The 17,542-nt window shown below is 72.4% G+C and carries 16 protein-coding genes and 1 riboswitch; of the genes, 11 read left to right on the plus strand and 5 right to left on the minus strand.

Going from position 1 to position 17,542, the window contains the following annotated elements:
• Positions 1-24 precede the first annotated feature (24 nt).
• The 6 genes from ACZ7LE_RS00940 (at position 25) to rlmC (ending at position 5,747) form a co-directional block, all read left to right on the plus strand.
• A complete protein-coding gene (locus tag ACZ7LE_RS00940) occupies positions 25-996 on the plus strand; it encodes an ATP-binding cassette domain-containing protein (RefSeq protein ID WP_470401531.1) in 972 nt (323 codons plus the stop codon).
• Positions 993-1,766, plus strand: coding sequence for an ABC transporter permease (locus ACZ7LE_RS00945; RefSeq protein ID WP_470401532.1), 774 nt, complete (start codon positions 993-995; stop codon positions 1,764-1,766). Before ACZ7LE_RS00940 ends, ACZ7LE_RS00945 begins: the two co-directional genes overlap by 4 nt.
• Positions 1,753-2,448, plus strand: coding sequence for a DUF2306 domain-containing protein (locus tag ACZ7LE_RS00950; RefSeq protein ID WP_470401533.1), 696 nt, complete (start codon positions 1,753-1,755; stop codon positions 2,446-2,448). Before ACZ7LE_RS00945 ends, ACZ7LE_RS00950 begins: the two co-directional genes overlap by 14 nt.
• Positions 2,449-2,477: 29 nt before the next feature.
• Positions 2,478-3,101: a DinB family protein gene (locus ACZ7LE_RS00955; protein WP_470401534.1), complete on the plus strand. Its 624-nt coding sequence runs from the start codon at positions 2,478-2,480 to the stop codon at positions 3,099-3,101.
• 198 nt (positions 3,102-3,299) lie between these two features.
• Complete coding sequence (locus ACZ7LE_RS00960) at positions 3,300-4,505, plus strand: M15 family metallopeptidase (RefSeq protein ID WP_470401535.1); 1,206 nt, start codon at positions 3,300-3,302, stop codon at positions 4,503-4,505.
• A 69-nt stretch (positions 4,506-4,574) separates the two neighbouring features.
• The gene (rlmC, locus tag ACZ7LE_RS00965) at positions 4,575-5,747 is read left to right on the plus strand and encodes a 23S rRNA (uracil(747)-C(5))-methyltransferase RlmC (RefSeq protein WP_470401536.1); all 1,173 of its coding nucleotides are present in this window, start codon (positions 4,575-4,577) and stop codon (positions 5,745-5,747) included.
• Here rlmC and ACZ7LE_RS00970 read toward each other — a convergent pair.
• The 3 genes from ACZ7LE_RS00970 to ACZ7LE_RS00980 form a co-directional block, all read right to left on the minus strand.
• Positions 5,714-7,171: a sigma-70 family RNA polymerase sigma factor gene (locus ACZ7LE_RS00970; RefSeq protein ID WP_470401537.1), complete on the minus strand. Its 1,458-nt coding sequence runs from the start codon at positions 7,169-7,171 to the stop codon at positions 5,714-5,716. The two genes, rlmC and ACZ7LE_RS00970, sit on opposite strands and share 34 nt — an antisense overlap.
• Before the next feature lie 199 nt (positions 7,172-7,370).
• Positions 7,371-8,849 (minus strand): RNA polymerase sigma factor, encoded by a 1,479-nt coding sequence (locus ACZ7LE_RS00975; protein ID WP_470401538.1) that lies wholly within the window; start codon positions 8,847-8,849, stop codon positions 7,371-7,373.
• 184 nt (positions 8,850-9,033) lie between these two features.
• Positions 9,034-9,423, minus strand: a complete 390-nt coding sequence (locus tag ACZ7LE_RS00980) for a hypothetical protein (protein WP_470401539.1) — start codon at positions 9,421-9,423, stop codon at positions 9,034-9,036.
• A 450-nt stretch (positions 9,424-9,873) separates the two neighbouring features.
• Here ACZ7LE_RS00980 and ACZ7LE_RS00985 point away from each other — a divergent pair, with 450 nt between their 5' ends.
• The gene (locus ACZ7LE_RS00985) at positions 9,874-11,862 is read left to right on the plus strand and encodes a class I tRNA ligase family protein (protein WP_470401540.1); all 1,989 of its coding nucleotides are present in this window, start codon (positions 9,874-9,876) and stop codon (positions 11,860-11,862) included.
• Here ACZ7LE_RS00985 and ACZ7LE_RS00990 read toward each other — a convergent pair.
• Positions 11,859-12,695, minus strand: a complete 837-nt coding sequence (locus ACZ7LE_RS00990; protein ID WP_470401541.1) for an ion transporter — start codon at positions 12,693-12,695, stop codon at positions 11,859-11,861. The two genes, ACZ7LE_RS00985 and ACZ7LE_RS00990, sit on opposite strands and share 4 nt — an antisense overlap.
• Positions 12,696-12,906: 211 nt before the next feature.
• Between ACZ7LE_RS00990 and ACZ7LE_RS00995 the strand changes: the two genes are divergently transcribed.
• Both ACZ7LE_RS00995 and ACZ7LE_RS01000 read left to right on the plus strand, forming a co-directional pair.
• Positions 12,907-13,173, plus strand: coding sequence for a GlsB/YeaQ/YmgE family stress response membrane protein (locus ACZ7LE_RS00995; protein ID WP_470401542.1), 267 nt, complete (start codon positions 12,907-12,909; stop codon positions 13,171-13,173).
• Positions 13,174-13,178: 5 nt separating this feature from the next.
• Positions 13,179-14,114: a hypothetical protein gene (locus tag ACZ7LE_RS01000; protein WP_470401543.1), complete on the plus strand. Its 936-nt coding sequence runs from the start codon at positions 13,179-13,181 to the stop codon at positions 14,112-14,114.
• 178 nt (positions 14,115-14,292) lie between these two features.
• Here ACZ7LE_RS01000 and ACZ7LE_RS01005 read toward each other — a convergent pair whose 3' ends face one another.
• Positions 14,293-15,027, minus strand: a complete 735-nt coding sequence (locus tag ACZ7LE_RS01005; protein WP_470401544.1) for a C40 family peptidase — start codon at positions 15,025-15,027, stop codon at positions 14,293-14,295.
• A gap of 1 nt (position 15,028) precedes the next feature.
• A riboswitch (cyclic di-AMP (ydaO/yuaA leader) is annotated at positions 15,029-15,222 on the minus strand.
• 165 nt (positions 15,223-15,387) lie between these two features.
• Here ACZ7LE_RS01005 and ACZ7LE_RS01010 point away from each other — a divergent pair.
• Positions 15,388-16,281, plus strand: coding sequence for a hypothetical protein (locus ACZ7LE_RS01010; RefSeq protein WP_470401545.1), 894 nt, complete (start codon positions 15,388-15,390; stop codon positions 16,279-16,281).
• Between the two features lie 139 nt (positions 16,282-16,420).
• Positions 16,421-17,482, plus strand: a complete 1,062-nt coding sequence (locus ACZ7LE_RS01015) for a S8 family serine peptidase (RefSeq protein ID WP_470401546.1) — start codon at positions 16,421-16,423, stop codon at positions 17,480-17,482.
• Positions 17,483-17,542: the final 60 nt, after the last annotated feature.

Consider the following 17,542-nt stretch of genomic DNA (forward strand, 5'->3'; position numbering starts at 1 on the left):
CAGTAACCGGATCGGAGAGGGACCATGACTGCGATCGTCACGGCCGAGGGACTGGGCAAGTCCTTCGGGAGAAAGGGCTCGACGAGCCCGCCCGTGCTGGACGGGCTCGACCTGGAGCTCCAGGAGGGCGCGGTGCTCGCGCTGCTGGGCCCCAACGGTGCGGGCAAGACCACCACCGTCCGCATCCTGTCCACGCTGCTGCGGCCGGACGCGGGCCGCGCCACGGTCGGCGGGTTCGACGTGGTGCGGGACGCGCGGCGCGTGCGCGAGATCATCAGCCTCACGGGGCAGCAGGTCGCCGTCGACGACAAGCTGTCGGGCGCCGAGAACCTCACGATGATGGGCCGGCTCGCCCACCTGCCCCGCCGCGTCGTGCGGGACCGGGTGGCCGAGCTGCTCACGGCGTTCGACCTCGCCGATGCCGCGAGCCGGCACGTCGGCACCTGGTCGGGCGGCATGCGACGGCGGCTCGACCTCGCCGCGGGTCTGCTCACCCGGCCCCGGGTCATGTTCCTCGACGAGCCCACCACGGGGCTCGACCCCCGGTCGCGGCAGGCGCTGTGGGACGTCGTCCGGAGCGTGGTCGCCGACGGCACCAGCGTGCTGCTGACCACCCAGTACCTCGAGGAGGCCGACCGCCTCGCCCAGCGGGTCGCGCTCGTGGACGGCGGCCGGATCGTCGCCGACGGCACGCCGGCCCAGCTCAAGCGCCAGGTGGGCGAGGCGGGCGTCGAGCTCACCTTCGCCGCCGCGGCCGACGTCGAACGGGTCGTCCCCGCGCTCGTGGGCGCCACGGTCGACGGCGCCCGCGTGCGCGTACCCACCGACGGCTCGGTCGCGCACGTGCGCTCGGTGCTGTCCGTGGTCGACGACGCCGGCGTGGCGCCCGAGCACTGGGAGGTGCGCGCGCCGAGCCTCGACGACGTCTTCCTCACCCTGACCGGGCACGCCGGCCAGGCCGACCAGCCGGCCCGGACGGCGGGGGTGGCGGCATGAGCCACGTGCTGAGCGACGTCTCGACCATGACCACCCGCGGCCTGCGCCTCGTCTCACGGGACGCGGACGCCATGATCACCGCGGTGGTGCTGCCCGTCATCATCCTGCTGATGTTCGTCCTCGTGTTCGGCGGGGCCCTCGACACCGGCACGGAGTACATCAACTACGTGACCCCGGGCGTGATCCTGCTCGCCGCCGGATTCGGCGCGGCGAACACGGCGATGGCGGTCGAGCGCGACATGTCCGGCGGCATGGTCGACCGGCTCCGGTCGATGCCCGTGAGCTCCTGGACCGTGCTGTCCGGGCACGTGGTGGCGAGCCTGGTGAAGAACCTGGCCACCACCGCGATCGTCTTCGGCGTCTCGATCCTGCTCGGGTTCCGGCCCGAGGCCACGGCCCTGGAATGGCTCGCCGCGGTGGGGATGATCCTGCTCTTCGTCGGCTGGATCACCTGGCTCGCCACGCTCGTGGGCGTGCTTGTCCGCTCGCCCGACGCCGCCGGCGGCTTCTCGTTCTTCGTGATGTTCCTGCCCTACGTGTCCAGCGCTTTCGTACCCGTCGACACGCTGCCGGGCTGGCTGCGCGGGTTCGCGGAGCACCAGCCGGTCACGCCGGTGATCGAGACGGTGCGCGGGCTGCTCGCGGGCGACGCCGCCGGCGCCGGGGTCACCGACCCGGGCGGTGTCGCAGCGCTGGCGATCACCTGGTGCGTGGGCCTCGGGCTCGTGTTCGCCGTGGCGGCGGGGGTGGCGTTCCGTGCCCGGCGCTGAGCCGACCCGGGCCATTCGCTGGTGGCGCCGGCCCTGGATCGCGCCCCTCGCCGTGGTCACGGCGGTCTTCCTGGCGACTGCGCTGCCGCGCTACGTGGGCCTGGACCCGGCGCAGTCCCTGGTCCCGACCGACCGGGGTCCGGCGTTCTACCCGGCCCTCGTGACCCACATCTTCACGGGGTCGGTCATGCTGTGTGCCGCGGTGCTGCAGCTCTGGCCGTGGCTGCGGGCCCACCACCCCCGCGTGCACCGGTGGAGCGGGCGCGTCTACGTTGCGTCCGCGATCCCGACCGCCATCGCCGCGCTGGTCGTCGCCCAGTTCCCGAGCGCCGGCGTGGCGCAGCAGGTCGCGAACACGATGATGGGCACGCTGCTCCTGACGTTCACCCTGCTCGGCTACCGGGCGGTACGACAGCACCGGTTCGGCGACCACCGGGAGTGGATGGTCCGGAGCACCGCGCTGGCCTTCTCGATCGTGACCAACCGGTTCTGGTCCACGTTCCTCATCGCGGTCTACGTGCCCGGAGCGCTCACGGACCCGGACATCCAGTTCGGCTCGCCCGAGATCGCCGGTGCGGCGGCCGCATCGGCCTGGGTGTCGTTCGCCGTGAACCTCCTGTTCGCCGAGTGGTGGCTCCACCGGAAGCCGAAGCGGCGGGCCCGCGTGCAAAAGTCTCGTTGAACGTCAGTGGCGGGGGACACACTGTCCCCATGACACAGACGAACGACGGGACCGCGGGCGACGCGGCAGAGCTCGAGCAGAAGCAGATCCTGAAGAAGTACCTCCAGGAGACCCGTGAGGCCCTCGTGTGGAAGCTCGAGGGCCTCACGGAGAAGCAGGCGCGCTGGCCCCTGGTGCCCTCGGGCAACAACCTGCTGGGCATCGTGAAGCACTGCGCCAACATCGAGATCGGCTACCTCGGGGAGTGCTTCGGGCGGCCCTGGCCGAACCAGGCGGAGATCGTCTCGCAGGAGAACTGGGAGAAGGACCCGCAGGCCGACTGGTACGCGACCGAGGACGAGTCCGTCGCCTCCGTCGTGGACCTCTACCGCCGGGCCTGGGCGTTCTGCGACGAGACCATCGACGCCCTCCCGCTGGGCACCGTCGGGCGCGTTCCGTGGTGGAAGAACGGCGAGGTCACGCTGTTCCGGATCATCGTGCACGTCACGGACGAGATCGCCCGGCACGCCGGTCACGCGGACATCCTGCGCGAGCTCACCGACCGGTCCGTCGGGCTCTACGCCGGCAACACCAACATCCCCGACTGGCAGGGCGACCAGATGGCCGCATACGTCAACAAGCTGAAGAATCTCGCCGAGCGGGCAGGCAACTAGCGCCCGCGTCCGAGATTCGCCAAACTGCGGGCCATGCCCCTCAACGTGGAGCCGTCCACATCCTCCGGGCCCTCGCCCGCACCAGCCCCCGCGGAAGCGCCGAAGCCCGCACGGTCCGCGCCGACGCCCGACATGTCGTCGGGTAGATCGGACATCGTCCCGCCGCGCGGTGCGGGTGGGCGGCCCGACGGCGGCTCCATGCGTCCGCTCTTCGTCTTCCTGGTCGCCGCCGCGGCCGCGCTGATCGGCAGCATCGCGTTCGCGCTCGTCCACGTCGGCGGCGAGCGTGACCAGGACCAGCTCAGCACCGCGCGCGCCGACGTCGTGCAGGCGGTCGACGAGGGGCGCACGGCCCAGGAGGGCCTGGCCGAGCAGGTCGCGGCGGCGGAGAAGACGCTCGCGGCCTCCGAGGGCCGCGTGGCCGACGACGCCGTGCGCACCGCCCTGGCCGCACACGTCACACAGGCCAAGGAGCTCGGCGCACAGGAGGCGCCGTCGATCCCCGAGGTCGGCGCCCCCGGCCTCGACACGCCCGAGGACCTCGACGCCCTGGAGGCCGCGGCGACCGAGTGGTCGATGTCCATGCGCACCGCCTCGACCACGCTCACGGCGGCGATCAAGGACGTGCAGGCCTCCTACCGCCAGTGGCAGCAGGACCGCAAGGACGCCCAGGCGCAGGCCCAGTCGGAGGCCGACCAGGCCGCGAGCACGGCCCAGCAGCTCGAGGACGCCAAGGCGTCGCTCGCCACGGTCACGGACCAGCTCAAGATCTCCGTGCGGGACTCCGCGTACACGCTCGACTGGACGGCGGAGGTAGGGGCGCCCGACGGCGTCCGCTCGGCCCTGGCCACCCGCCGCGCCGAGGGCGAGGCGGCGCTCGCGGCCGGCGTGAACACGAGCAAGCTGAACTCCGTGAAGGCCCTCGGCCAGCAGCGCGAGACGGCGCGCGTCGCGCTCGAGGACGCCGCGTGGGCCGCCCGCGCTGCGGTCGCCGACGACTCCAACGGCCGGCTCGCGCAGGCCGACCTCTGCCTGGTGGGTGTCGGTCCCGAGGGGCAGGACCAGTACCTCCGGTGTGACGCGGCCGAGGCCTGGGGCAAGCTCGGCGCGGCGTTCGAGGAGGAGCTGGGCAAGCCGCTGCGCATCGAGTACGGCTACCGGCCCTACGACTGGCAGCTCCAGGCGCTCGACGAGTTCGGCAGCGGGCAGGTCGCGGCGCCCGGCACCTCCAACCACGGCTGGGCGCTCGCTGTGGACGTACCTGTGGACGACGGCTTCCGCTTCGGCCAGCCCGAGTACGAGTGGCTCGCCGCCAACGGGCCGCAGTTCGGCTGGGTGCACCCGGAGTGGGCCCGCCAGGGCGCCGGGCGCGAGGAGCCCTGGCACTTCGAGTACGAGGGCTGACCGTCCCTTCCGGTGCGACCGCGCGCCGCCGCCGACCGCGGCGGCGCGCGGGCACTGGATAATGGGGGAGTGCAGTGCCCTCACTACGACGCCGGACGCTGCCGCTCGTGCACCCTCCTGGAGATCGCCTACCCCACCCAGGTGCTCGACAAGGAGCGGCACGTCGCCGACCTCCTCGACCCGGTCTCCGACGGGACCACCTGGCTCCCTGCGGTCCGCAGCGTCGAGTCCGCCTTCCGGAACAAGGCAAAAATGGTCGTCAGCGGCACGGTCGCCGAGCCCGTGCTAGGCATCCTCGACCGAGCCGGACACGGCGTGGACCTGACCGACTGCGGCCTCTACCCCGAGGCGCTCCAGGCGTCCTTCGGCCCGCTCACGACGTTCGTCACACGCGCGAACCTGGAGCCCTACCAGGTCTCGGGCGCGGGAAAGCGCGCCCAGCAGCGCGGGGAGCTCAAGTACCTCCTGGTCACGCTGTCGCCGGACGGCGAGCTCATGGTCCGGTTCGTGCTGCGCTCGCAGGAGGCGATCGCGCGGATCCGCAAGCACCTGGCCTGGTTGCAGGCCGAGCTCCCGGCCCTGGCGGTGGCGTCGGCGAACATCCAGCCCGCGCACGCCGCGGTGCTGGAGGGCGACCTCGAGATCCCGCTGACCGAGCGCACCACGCTCCCGATGCGCATCGACGACATCACGCTGGACCTGCGCCCGCAGAGCTTCTTCCAGACCAACACGGCGGTCGCGACCGAGCTGTACCGGCAGGCGCGCTCCTGGGTCGACGAGGTGGGCCCACGCAGCCTCTGGGACCTCTACTGCGGGGTGGGCGGCTTCGCGCTGCACTGCTCCGCGCCGGGCCGGTCCGTCACGGGCATCGAGATCAGCGCCGAGGCGGTCGTGGCGGCGTCCGGCACCGTGGAGCGGCTGCGCGACGGCGGCCAGGCGGACCGGTTTCGGGACGTCGCCTTCGCCGCGGGTGACGCGACGGCGTTCGCCGTCGGGCCGCAGGGTCCCGACCTGCCCGAGATGGTGATCGTGAACCCGCCTCGGCGAGGCATCGGCGCGGACCTGGCGCACTGGTTGGAGACCTCGGGGATCGACCACGTCCTGTACTCGAGCTGCAACGCGACCACGCTCGCCACGGACCTCGCCGCCATGCCGTCGCTCCGGCCCGTGCGGGCGCGGCTGCTCGACATGTTCCCGCAGACCTCGCACTACGAGGTCCTGGTGCTCCTCGAGCGCGCCTGACCGGGCGGTTCCTCCTTCTTGCCCTGCTTCTTCTCCTGCTCCGGCGGGGTCTCGTCCTTCTTCTCCTGCTCCGGCGGGGTCTCGTCCTTCTTCTCCTGCTCCGGCGGGGTCTCGTCCTTCTTCGCTTGACCGGGCGGGACGTCGTCCTTCTTCGCCTGGCCGGGCGGGACGTCGTCCTTCTTCGCCTGACCAGGCGGGACGTCGTCCTTCTTCGCCTGACCAGGCGGGACGTCGTCCTTCTTCGCCTGACCAGGCGGGACCTTGTCCTTCTTCGCCTGACCAGGCGGAACGCCGTCCTTCTTCGCGAGGCCCGGCGGGACGTCGTCCTCCTCCACCGTCGTCGCCCGGGCGGAAGGGGCGAGGCTCGTCGGGGTCACATCCGTCAGGTCGGGGACGTTCGCCGGATCCGTGCGCGGGGAGAGCTGCGCGGCCTGCCGGACGGCGGGTCCCGTGTCGTCCGGCGCGAAGACCGAGACGATGCCGGTCTCCGGGAGCGACGCCGCGGCGTCGATGCCGCCCGCGACCCCGGTGGTGACGGCCGTGGTGACGAACAGGCCGCCGGCGACGGTCGCGGTCAGGCTCATCGGGTCGGTCAGGACGCTCCGGGCGGTCACGACGGCCCGGGCCCCCACGGCGCTGAGCCAGCCTCCGGCACCCGTGGCACCTGCGCCCGCCACACCCGCCGCGGTGGAAGCGGCCGCGCCGCCCGCCCCGGCCGCGACACCGGCCGTCGCGCCCGGACCCGCCGATGCCGCAGCGCCGAGCAGCAGGGCCGGGGCCGCGGCGCGCAGCATCCAGTAGGACTCCCGGACGTCGACGAACGCGCGCGTGCAGCCGGCGCATCCGACCATGTGGTCCTCGACCTGCTGCCGCCGGCGAGGCAGCAGGCGGTTCCGGACGAAGTCGTGCAGCGCGGCCCGGGTGGTCCGGCACTCGAGGTCGGGGGCCGTGCCGGTGTGGGTCTCGGCGAAGGTGCTCGCGAGCCGGTTCTCGGCCCGGCGCAGGCGCCGCTTGGCGGCGTAGGGGAGCACGCCGATCTCGTCGGCGATCGCCGCCACGGGCCGGGATCCCACGTGGTGGTCCCAGAGGAGCTGCTGCTCGCCCGCCGGCAGCCGTTCCATCGCGAGGTTCAGCACCTCGAGGTCGAGGGCGTGCTGCGGCGCGACGTCGGCGGCGCCGTCGGATCCCTCGGCGGCCAGCTCCTGCTCCCGGGCCATCCGCTGCGCCACCTCGATGGATGCAGCGCTCCAGTACGCGAGGGGGTCGGCGAGGTCGCGGGCCTTGAGGAGCTCCGCGCAGAGCAGCTCCAGGCCGCAGCTCGTCGCGAGCTCGGGGTCGATGCCCGGCACCCGCCGGGACACCGTGAACACCACGGCGCGGCGGTGTGCCGCCCACAGGCCGAGGTCGGCGCTCGTGACGGTCACGCGGCCCCCCTCCTGCACGCGACGTGGCACCCCGTGGCACCTCGACGCGCGTGCCCCCGGGCGTGCATGCTCGCAAAGAATGCATGCGCATGGAAGGGTCCCCCGTGATGGCGGGACGATCTTGGGCCGGCGCCCAGATCACCTGTGCCTCGGCACAGCAAGGAGAGGACACGGGCCCCGTGGGAGGCCCGCACGACCATCAGTCCCCGGTCGCCGACTCTGTGTCGTCGGCCGCGTCCGAGAACGTGCCGAAGAGCAGCTGCCAGATCTCGTCCAGCGTGGTCGTCGCGAGATCGATGCCGGGCAGGTCGGAGAGCCCGAGGCTGGCGAGCAGGTCGTCCAGGGCGGTACCCAGGCCCGGCGTCTCCTCCTCAGGCTCCTCCGGCACCTCCGGCGGTTCGGCCGGCGGCTCCGTCTCGGTCGGTGGTTCCTCGGGCTCCGTAGGCTCCTGGGGCGGGTCCGGCTCGTCCGAGCCGCCGTCCGGGCCCGACCCGGAGTCGGGGTCCGGCCCGGAGTCCGCGGGCGGGTTCGGGGCGTCGGCGGGAGTGCCGCCGGAGTCCGGCTCCGGCGCCGGCTCGGCCATCACCGGCGCGTCGGCGGGCGCGGCAGCGCCGTCCTCCTTGGGCGTGGTCGCGGGGCGCGGCTGCGGGTCCGTCGGCGGGATCGACGGGGGCTTCTCGTCCGTCGGCGGCTTCTCCGGCGTGTCGGACGAGTCCGTGCCGTCGCCGCCGCCCCCGCCTGCACCGTCGCCGCCACCGGCACCGCCCGCGCCGCCACCCTCGCCGGCTGCCCCGGCGTCGTCCGTGGCCTGGACGGGCGGGTCGCCGAGCTGATGGGCGATCAGGGCCGCGGCGCTGCCGCCGATGGCGAGCGCGGCGAGCACGCTCGCCGCGACGGCGGCCTCCTTCTTGCCGAACCGGGGCTTGGTCGTACCGGCGGCACCCGCCGCGCCCGCGGCGGCGGTGCCGGTGAGGAGTCCGCCGGCGATGAGGTGTTGTCCGAGGTCGCGGAGCATCCAGGAGACCTCGCGGACGTCGATGAACGCGCGGGTGCATTCGCCGCAGCTGTCCATGTGGACTTCCAGGCGGCGTTGCCGGCGCGGCAGGAGGCGGCCTTTGAGGTAGTCGTGCATGGCGGCGCGGGTGGTGCGGCACTCGGGTTCGTTGACGGTTTGTGCGTGGGCGGCGGCGAACGCGCCGGCGAGGCGTTCTTCGGCGCGGCGGAGGCGCATGGTCACGGCGTGGGGTCGTACGCCCAGGCCGGTGGCGATGTCGGTGACGGCCATGTCGTGGACGTGGCGGTCCAGGAGGATCTTGCGGTCGTCGTCGCCGAGGTCGGACAGGGCGGTGCGGAGCATGGAGACGTCGGCTTCGCGTTCGGCGTCGAGCTCGGCGCCGGCGGCGGGGGGTGTCAGGCCGTCGAGGGTGTCGTCCTCGACGGGGTGGGTGCGGCCGGCCTCGCGGGTCATGCTGATGGCTTCGTTGACCGCTGCGCGTCGCCAGTAGGGGGCGGGGTCGTCGATGGTGCCGCCGGTGGAGACGATCCGGACCATCTTTTCGAGGGCGCGGCTGGTGGCTTCCTCGGCGTCGATGCCGGGTACGCGTGCTGCGACGGAGCGCACGACGTTGGGGCGATGCACCACCCAGTCGTCAATCCGCAGGTCACCTGTGGTCGTCACGCGAACCTGTTCCCCTCTGCGCATAGTGTCCGGTTTCGACTCGCTCGGCAATGATCGCACCACAGATGCACGTTTGTGCAACTTTCCGGCGTGATCGGACGGCGTGCCGGCGCCGCTGGGGGGCGCGGCCGGCTGGGCCTCCGACGTGGTTTCGGGCGCGGGCCTGGTCGTCTCCATCAGGTGCTCACCTCCGGGTGGTCGCGAACGTGGTCGATACTGCGTCGAGGCCCTGCGGTCCGGACGTCGCGTGGATGATCGCGAGTGCGACCTCGCAGGTGGCGGCGATCAGGTCGCTCGCCCCCCATGCGTCGGCCAGGCGATAGAGGTTGACGGCATCGCCCTCCGCGTACGCGCGCAGGTACTGGGCGCCCAGACGAACGAGTTCGGGGTGCTCGGTGTGTTCCATGCAGCCCAGACGCGCGAGTCGCCCGGATGTCACAGCACTTCTGGAAATTTCTTCGGATTGTTCTGTGGCGTCCGGTTCGGGCCGATCTCGGCGTCCGAAATGGGTGCCCAGGGCACCGTTCAGCGCGCGCGATGCAATTTCATCCGGTAGGTCTGTGATCCAGGCCACATGTGAATGCATCGAAAAGTGCTGTGACATCCGGGACGTGCCCGCGTCTTAGCTGCGACGCGGACGAAGTTCGGACCTCGCTGGGGGCGGGCCGAGCTCCGGCGCGTCGGGTGGGAGACCGTGGTTCGGAGTGCGCTGGGGGCACGCCGAGCCACGATCTCCCGCTCTCCGGCGCGAGCGCCGGCTCGGACCTCGCTGGCGGCGGACCGATCCGGCGCTCGGGTCCCCGCGCGGGCCGTCCCGCGCGGCCCCGCCGTCGGAGGGACCCACGAACTTCCTTTACCCGGCTCGGCCGGCCCGCGTACCGTGGAGCCATGCGCACGACACGCTCGCTGCTTAGCTAGCCGCACCGGTTCCGCTCCTGAGCGGGCACACCCGGTGCGGCCGCCCCTCCTTGCGAGGGGCTTTTTCGTGCCCGGAACCCGATCGACGCACCGGAGAGCGAGAACCATGAGCGAGCAGCGCACCACCCCTGGACCCACCCGTGGCGGCCCGGCCGCGGCCCGCCCGTTCGCGGCGGCCGACGACGGCGCCCGGCCCCGCCGCTATCTGCTGACGATGTTCCCGTACCCCTCGGGCGACCTGCACATGGGTCACGCCGAGGTGTTCGCGATCACCGACGTCGTCGCCCGTCACTGGCGCGCCAAGGGCTTCGACGTGCTGAACCCGGTGGGCTGGGACTCGTTCGGCCTGCCGGCCGAGAACGCGGCGATCCGCCGTGGCGAGCACCCGGCCGTGTTCACGGAGGCCAACATCGCGACGCAGGCGGCATCGATCGAGCGCTACGGCGTCTCGTTCGACTGGTCGCGGCGGCTGCACACCCACGAACCGGGCTACTACCGCTGGACGCAGTGGCTGTTCGCCCGCCTGCACGAGCGGGGCCTGGCCTACCGGGCCGCGGCCGAGGTGAACTGGTGCCCGCACGACCGCACGGTCCTGGCCAACGAGCAGGTGGTCGACGGCGCGTGCGAGCGCTGCGGCACCGCCGTCGTCGCACGCAGCCTGACGCAGTGGTTCTTCCGGACCACCGCGTACGCGGACCGGCTGCTGGACGACATGACGCTGCTGGAGCCGGGCTGGCCCGCGCACGTGCTGACGATGCAGCGCAACTGGATCGGCCGCTCCACGGGGCCGGACGGCGAGCACACCTATCGCCTGCACGACTGGCTGATCTCCCGGCAGCGGTACTGGGGCGCGCCCATCCCGGTGGTGCACTGCCCGCCCTGCGGGGAGGTCCTGGTGCCGGACGACGAGCTGCCCGTCGAGCTGCCGCACCTGGAGGGGGACCGCCTGGCCCCGGGCGACGTCTCGCCCCTGGCCGCTGCTCGCGACTGGGTCGAGACCACGTGCCCGCGCTGCGGCGGCCCGGCGGAGCGGGACACGGACACGATGGACACGTTCGTGGACTCGTCCTGGTACTTCCTGCGCTACCTGTCGCCCGGGTACGACGGCGGACCGTTCCGGCCCGAGGACGCCGCCCGGTGGATGCCCGCCGCGCTGTACGTGGGCGGCGTCGAGCACGCGACGATGCACCTGCTGTACGCGCGGTTCGTCACCAAAGTGCTGTACGACATGGGCCTGGTGCCGTCGCCCGAGCCGTACGCCCGGCTGATGAACCAGGGGCAGGTGGTCAACCACGGCCGCGCGATGAGCAAGTCGCTGGGCAACGGCGTGGACCTGGCGGCCGAGCTGGACCGGCACGGGGTCGACGCCGTCCGGCTGGCGATGCTGTTCGCGGGCCCGCCGGAGGACGACGTCGACTGGGCGGACGTCTCGCCCGAGGCGATGAGCAAGTTCCTGGCGCGCGTGCTGCGGCTGGAGCATCGCTGGTCGGGCTTGTCGAGACCCGGGTCTCGACAGGCTCGACCAGCAGACGGACAGGCTCGGCCGGCGGACGCGGCGGAGGCCCTGCGCCGCACGGTGCACCGGATCGTGCACGACGTCGACGGCCTGGTCGAGGCCGGGCGGTTCAACGTCGCGATCGCGCGCCTGATGGAGCTGGTGGGTGAGGTCCGGCGCGCGGCCCCGTCCGACGGCGCGACGCACGACGGGGCGGAGGCCTACCGCGAGGCCGTCTCCGCCGTCGCGGTGCTGCTGAGCCTGTTCGCGCCGTTCACCGCCCAGGAGCTGTGGGAGCGGTTGGGGCGCACGACGCCGGTCGCGGCCCAGCCGTGGCCGGAGGTGGACCCGGCGTACCTGGGGACGTCCGAGGTCGAGGCCGTGGTCCAGGTGGACGGCCGGGTGCGGGACCGGATGCCGGTCCCGGCGGACGTCGCCCCGGCCGAGCTGGAGCGGGCTGCCCTGGCGCGACCGGCGGTCACGCGGGCTGTGGGCGGCCGGCCGGTGCGGCGGGTCGTGGTCCGCCCGCCGCACCTGGTCAACGTCGTGACCGGGCCGGGCTGGACGCCGGGCGTGGCGCCCGATGTGACGCCAGGCTAGGCGGCCGCGCCGTCGTTCTCGTCGAGCTTCGCGCGCAGGGCGCGGAGCTCGACGAGGATCTCACGGTTCTGTTCGGCCAGGGCGTCGAGCCGCTCGTCCTTCTGCTCGTCGTCCTCACGCTCCTCCTCGGCGATCTCCTCCATGCCGTTGACGATCACGGCGATGAACAGGTTCAGGACCGCGAAGCTGACCACCAGGATGTACAGCACGAAGAAGATCCACGCGGCGGGATGGCTCTCCATCACCGAGCGCGCGATGTCGGGCCAGGCCTCGCCCGTCATGGCCTGGAAGAGTGTGAACAGTGATATCCACAGGCTGCCGAAGTACTCCGGGGACGACGCGCCGAACAGCCCGGTCGCGATGACCGCCGACACGTACATGACCAGCACCAGCAGCGCGCCGACGGCGCCCATGCCGGGCACGGCCCGCAGCAGTCCGTCCACGACGCGGCGCAGCGCGGGCACCGCGGAGATGACCCGCAGCACCCGCAGCACCCGCAGGGCACGCAGGGCGGACAGCGACTCGGTGGCCGGCAGCACGGCGACCCCCACCACGAGCAGGTCGAACACGTTCCACGGGTCGCGGAAGAAGCGCCAGCCGTAGGCGATCAGGCGCAGGAGCAGCTCCAGCACGAAGAAGCCCAGCATGACGTGGTCGATGTCGCGCAGGGTTTCGAGCGCCTCCCCGTGCACCATGGTCTCCGCGCCCAGGACCAGCGCGTTCGCCAGGATCACCCCGAGCACGAGGTTGGTGACCCACTTCTGGTCGAGGAAGGCACGCAGCCGCTCTCGTCCGGTCCGCGGCGCGGCCTGGGTGCCGATCTCGTGGTTCATCGGGTGTGTTCCTCCACTTTCCGTGCCCGGAGCCCACGCTCCGGCCTTGCCTCAGGGCCCCTTGCCCGGGCGAACCTTAGCGCGGCGGTGTGCCCTGACTTGTCTGGGCGCAATGTCCCGATATGGGACTGATCGGCGGGTCCGGTGGCAACTGAGTCAAATCAGTGCTTGAGTAGAGCACAAGCAAGCAACACGACTGGAGGAAAATGCCATGGGCTTCTGGGCCTTTCTCATCCTCGGACTGATCGCCGGTGTCATCGCTCGCATCGTCATCCCGGGCAAGCAGCCGGGCGGTTTCTGGGTCACCTTGCTTCTCGGCGTGCTCGGCGCCATGCTCGGCGGCTGGCTGGGCGGACTCATCTTCAACATCAACTTCGACGAGTTCTGGTCGTGGGAGAGCTGGCTGTTCTCGGTCATCGGCGCGATCATCGTCATCCTGATCGCCCAGGCGATCTTCGGTCGGCGCAAGACCGCCTGACCGCTGTGGCCCGCGGCCGCACCACCCTCGTCGTCGTCCTGACGTCGTTGGTCGGGGCGGCCGCGGTCGCATGTTCGGGCGCGCCCACGCCGTCGTCGACGCTGGGGCCCGTACCCGACGACATCGCCGACCACCTCAGCGTCCAGGTGGATCAGGGGCGCACGCAGTACGCCGCCCGCGAGGTCGTCCTCGCGGTCACCAACGACTCGGACGAGACGCTCACGCTGGTGTCGGGGGCCCTGGACGCGGACGGCTTCGGGCCGTCCCACCCCACCAAGGAGAACCGCACCCCGGCGCTGCGGCCCGGTACCACGCGGGACGTCTACGTCGAGCTGGGCGAGGCGGAGTGCGCGGGCTTCCCGGCGGGTCCGGAGGAGCCGGTGCCGGACGCCGCGCCGTCGGCCACGATCACGCTGGCCCGGGGCGAGTTCGACGACCTGGGTCCGGCCTCCGACGTCGTCGTCGCGGAGGTGGGCGACCCCGGCGGGCACCTCGCACGGAACCACGCGGTGGACTGCGCCACGGCCGCGGTCGCGGCGGGCGCGAGCTTCGCCGTCGAACCGGACATCCCCGTCGGGACGCGCGGCGGAGAGCTCACCGCCCTGGTCACGCTGCGGGTCGACCCGGTGGACGGCGGGCCAGAGGTCACGGTCGACCGGATCGCCGGGACCACGATCATGAACAACCCCGACCCGGACGGCGAGGACTCCGGCTGGACCGGCTCCGCGCTCGACGGGCAGCGTTCCGGCAGCGTCACCCTGCCCGTGGTGCCTGCCCGCTGCGATGCCCACGCCGTGGGCGAGGACAAGCGCGGCACGTTTCTGCCCGTGACGGCGAGCGTCGACGGCGTGCCGCAGCACGTCGTCTACGTGCCCATGCCGGACTCGGCGCGCGCCGACCTCTTCGCCTTCATCGCGGACAGCTGCGACTGGCCGGAGTAGCCCGCCGTCCCGGGCGCACGCGAGAGGCGCCGCCTCCGTACCGGGCTCGGTACGAAGGCGGCGCCCCGCGAAGGTCCTGCTGGCGGCTCAGGCTCTGTTTTCTTGTCGTCTGAGCCTGCGGCTCCGCTCCGGGCGAGTGCCTCGTTCCTCGGCCCTCACCCTGCGCTGCGCCTCCGGCTCAGACGACGCGGATGAAGGTCGGGCTGTTCTGCCACATCTCGGTGTAGCGCACCGGCATGCCGGCGGCCCAGGCCTCGATGATCATGCCGTTGCCCGCGTAGAGGGCCACGTGGCCTGGCGTCCAGACGATGTCGCCCGGCTCGGGGTAGGTGACCTGGTAGCCGGAGCTGAGCATCGCGCTCGAGGAGTGCGGCAGAGAGACGCCGAGCTGCGCGTACACGTACTGGATCAGGCCCGAGCAGTCCATGCCCTCCGACGGCGAGTTGCCGCCCAGCACGTAGGTGATGCCCAGATAGTTGAAGGCGATGTTGACGGCCTGCTGGCCGACCGGCACGGGGTCCGGCGCGTCGACCGAGACGACCGCCGGGCCCTCGCCCTTCTCGCCGTCGGCCCCCGTGGAGGCGCCCAGGGCTTCCATCTCGATCGGCATCTTCGCGTCGGCCGGGACGGTCACGGTGGGGGCGGCGGCGACGGACTGCTTGGCCACCGCGGTGAGGGAGTTGAGGTCGACCGAGTTGAGCTTCGCGGTCTTGACGTCGGTCTTCAGGTCCATCGCCGGGGCCGCGTGGGCCGTCGTCGCGATGGTGGAGATCAGGACGCCACCGGCGGCTGCGGCGAGCGCGCCGCGGCGGGCAACAGTGCCGGCGTTCTCGGTGGCGGTACGAGCGAGGATGGTCAGCGGTGTCTGGGCCGGGCGGCTGTCACGATGCCGTCCGCGGAGGGAGTTCGTCACCTAATGTCTCCTGTACCGCCTGCGAGGTCAGCTGTCGGGTTCGGGTAGGAGTACAACCCGGCCGCACGGCTACTGGGGGGTTTCCGTCCGGCTTCACCCCGAGGACGACGATCCTGCTGTCGCCCGGGAATGGGTCCCCCGCTCCTGTCTTGAACGTCTGGTCACGAACCGGTGACAGGACTCGGCGTCCGGATCGCGACTCCACCGTGGGGGTGGAGCAGAAGTCAAAGTACACACGTTCACGGAAAAAGTCACGATCGGGTTACGCATTACGGTCTGACCCAACGAAGACGCAGATTTGCGCCGTTCCGGGCGTCAGGGGTTATGACCGACATCACACATCCGCTAGCGTTCGGCGGCATGGGCGAATCGCACTCCCGTATCTCCGCCTGGTGGGTGTTTCCCATCAGTGCGATCGTCTGGTGGATCTGTGGGTTTCTGCCCTGGCTCGCGCAGCTGTCGTACCAGGTCACCGGCGTTGCGCAGGCTTCTGACGCCGCCGCGGCGGGCATCCTTCCGCTTCCCTTCACGGCCGACGGCGCGGTGGTCGGCCTCGTCGTGATGGCGCTGTTCGGTGGTGTGCTCGCCGGGGCCACCGCCCGCCTGGCCCGTTCGGCCGGAGGGGGTGCCGGGGCCGCGATCGCCGGGACTCTGCTCGCGATGGCCGGAGCCGGCGGCGCCTCCTGGTGGCTCGCGGCCCGCGAGACCGTCCCCGGCGACGCCATGCCGCTCGGCATGCTCGTGGTCACCTGCGCGGCCGGGATCGTCGGCCTCGGGGCCGGGCTCCTGGCGGGCCTCGGGCCGGCGGCGCTGCGCGGTGTCGCCCTCGCCCTGCCGGTGGTGCTCGTCGACGGCTGGTTCTGGGGCTTCGTGCCCGGCAACGAGGTGTCCCCGACCGGCACGTGGTGGGTCTTCGCCGTGGCGCTCGGCATCGCGTTCGGCCTCACCGTGGACAGCAGGCCGATCGAGCTGCTCGGCTGGCTGCCCGCCGCCGGTGCCGTGTGGGTGCTCCAGGCGGCCGGACCCGCCCTCCTCGCCGTGCAGGAGAACATCTGGCCGGGTTCCGCGCTCACCGAGGACCCGCTGTCCGCCGTGGCGATCGCCGCGGGCAAGATCGCCTCCGCCGCGATCGTGGCCGACGGGCACCAGCTCGGCGCCTGGGTGGTCGCCCTGCTGCTCGGTGCGGCCATCGCGGCGCTCCGGCTGTCCCGGGAGGCCGCGGACGAGAGCGAGCTCTCCGAGGCGTGGGCCTGATACGTCGTGCCCCTACTGATTGCGATTGTGTAAATTTCACCCCTCACCGGACCCGAGGCCTGTTCGGCGCCGACCAGGTCCCCCTAGGTTTGCCCCAGTTCAGGGGTAATCAGCCCCTGTGCGAACAATGGGGGCATATATGAACAGGAAGTCACTCGTCGGCGCCGCCACCTCCGCGGCGCTCGTCGTGGCGGCACTGGTCGCCGTCGCACCGGGCGCACAGGCCGCGACCAGCGATCCCCTCCGGGACAAGCAGTGGGGCCTGGACCAGATCAACGCGGAGGCGGCCTGGGCGGCCAGCACCGGCGACGGCGCGGTGGTGGCCGTGGTCGACACCGGAGTCGACTTCGACCAGCCCGACCTGGCGGGGCAGCTCCTGCCGGGTGCCACCTTCACGGGCTGCGCGGACGTCCGACCGTGCGGCGACGGGGACTTCAGGGGCCCCGACGGCACCAACGACGGTGACGAGCACGGGACGCACGTGGCAGGCATCGTCGCCGCCGCGACGGACAACGGCATCGGCGTCGCGGGCGTGGCGCCGGACGCCAGGATTCTCCCGGTCAAGGTGCTCGAGGCCGGGTCGGGTTCGTCGCAGGACATCGCGGACGGCATCCGCTGGGCGGCCGACCACGGTGCCGACGTCATCAACCTCTCCCTGGGCTCCGGCCTGGGCGGGCAGCTGCTGACGATCATCGGCGTCGACACCCTGATGCGGGACGCCATCGCCTACGCGCGCGAGCGCGGAGTGCTCACGGTGGCGGCGGCCGGCAACTCGTCGACCCCGCTCTGCAGCGACCCGGCGTTCACCAGCGTCGCGATCTGCGTCGGGGCCACCGACTCGGCCGGCCTCCACTCCTACTACTCGGAGCTGCCGGTCAAGCTGGACCTGAAGAGCGTCTCGGCGCCCGGCGGGTCGGGCGGGCTGACCGGCTGCGACGGCGACGTCTGGTCGACGGTTCCCGTGGGGACGGGGTCCGACACCTGTGCGGGCGGCAGCTACGACTCGTACGCGGGCACGTCGATGGCGACGCCGCACGTGGCCGGGGTCGCGGCGCTCCTGTTCGCGCAGGGGCGGTCGGTCGACGACGTGGAGCGTGCCATCCTCCGCACGGCTCACGACCCGCTGCTGGGTCTCACGGGGCTGTGGACGCCGCTGTACGGGTACGGCGTCGTTGACGCGGCCGCGGCGGTCGGGTACTGACGCCGTCGCGACCGGTGGGACGAGCGCGAAGGAGCACCGCGGCACGCGCCGCGGTGCTCC

This window comes from Promicromonospora sp. NPDC110617, from assembly GCF_055598465.1.

Coding starts and splice junctions, on each gene's coding strand:
- ACZ7LE_RS01010 (WP_470401545.1), top strand. CDS start 15,388: ATGGGCGAATCGCACTCCCGTATCTCCGCCTGGTGGGTGTTTCCCATC.
- ACZ7LE_RS01015 (WP_470401546.1), top strand. CDS start 16,421: ATGAACAGGAAGTCACTCGTCGGCGCCGCCACCTCCGCGGCGCTCGTC.
- ACZ7LE_RS00945 (WP_470401532.1), top strand. CDS start 993: ATGAGCCACGTGCTGAGCGACGTCTCGACCATGACCACCCGCGGCCTG.
- ACZ7LE_RS00990 (WP_470401541.1), bottom strand. CDS start 12,695: ATGAACCACGAGATCGGCACCCAGGCCGCGCCGCGGACCGGACGAGAG.
- ACZ7LE_RS00955 (WP_470401534.1), top strand. CDS start 2,478: ATGACACAGACGAACGACGGGACCGCGGGCGACGCGGCAGAGCTCGAG.
- ACZ7LE_RS00985 (WP_470401540.1), top strand. CDS start 9,874: ATGAGCGAGCAGCGCACCACCCCTGGACCCACCCGTGGCGGCCCGGCC.
- ACZ7LE_RS00995 (WP_470401542.1), top strand. CDS start 12,907: ATGGGCTTCTGGGCCTTTCTCATCCTCGGACTGATCGCCGGTGTCATC.
- ACZ7LE_RS00960 (WP_470401535.1), top strand. CDS start 3,300: ATGCGTCCGCTCTTCGTCTTCCTGGTCGCCGCCGCGGCCGCGCTGATC.
- ACZ7LE_RS00940 (WP_470401531.1), top strand. CDS start 25: ATGACTGCGATCGTCACGGCCGAGGGACTGGGCAAGTCCTTCGGGAGA.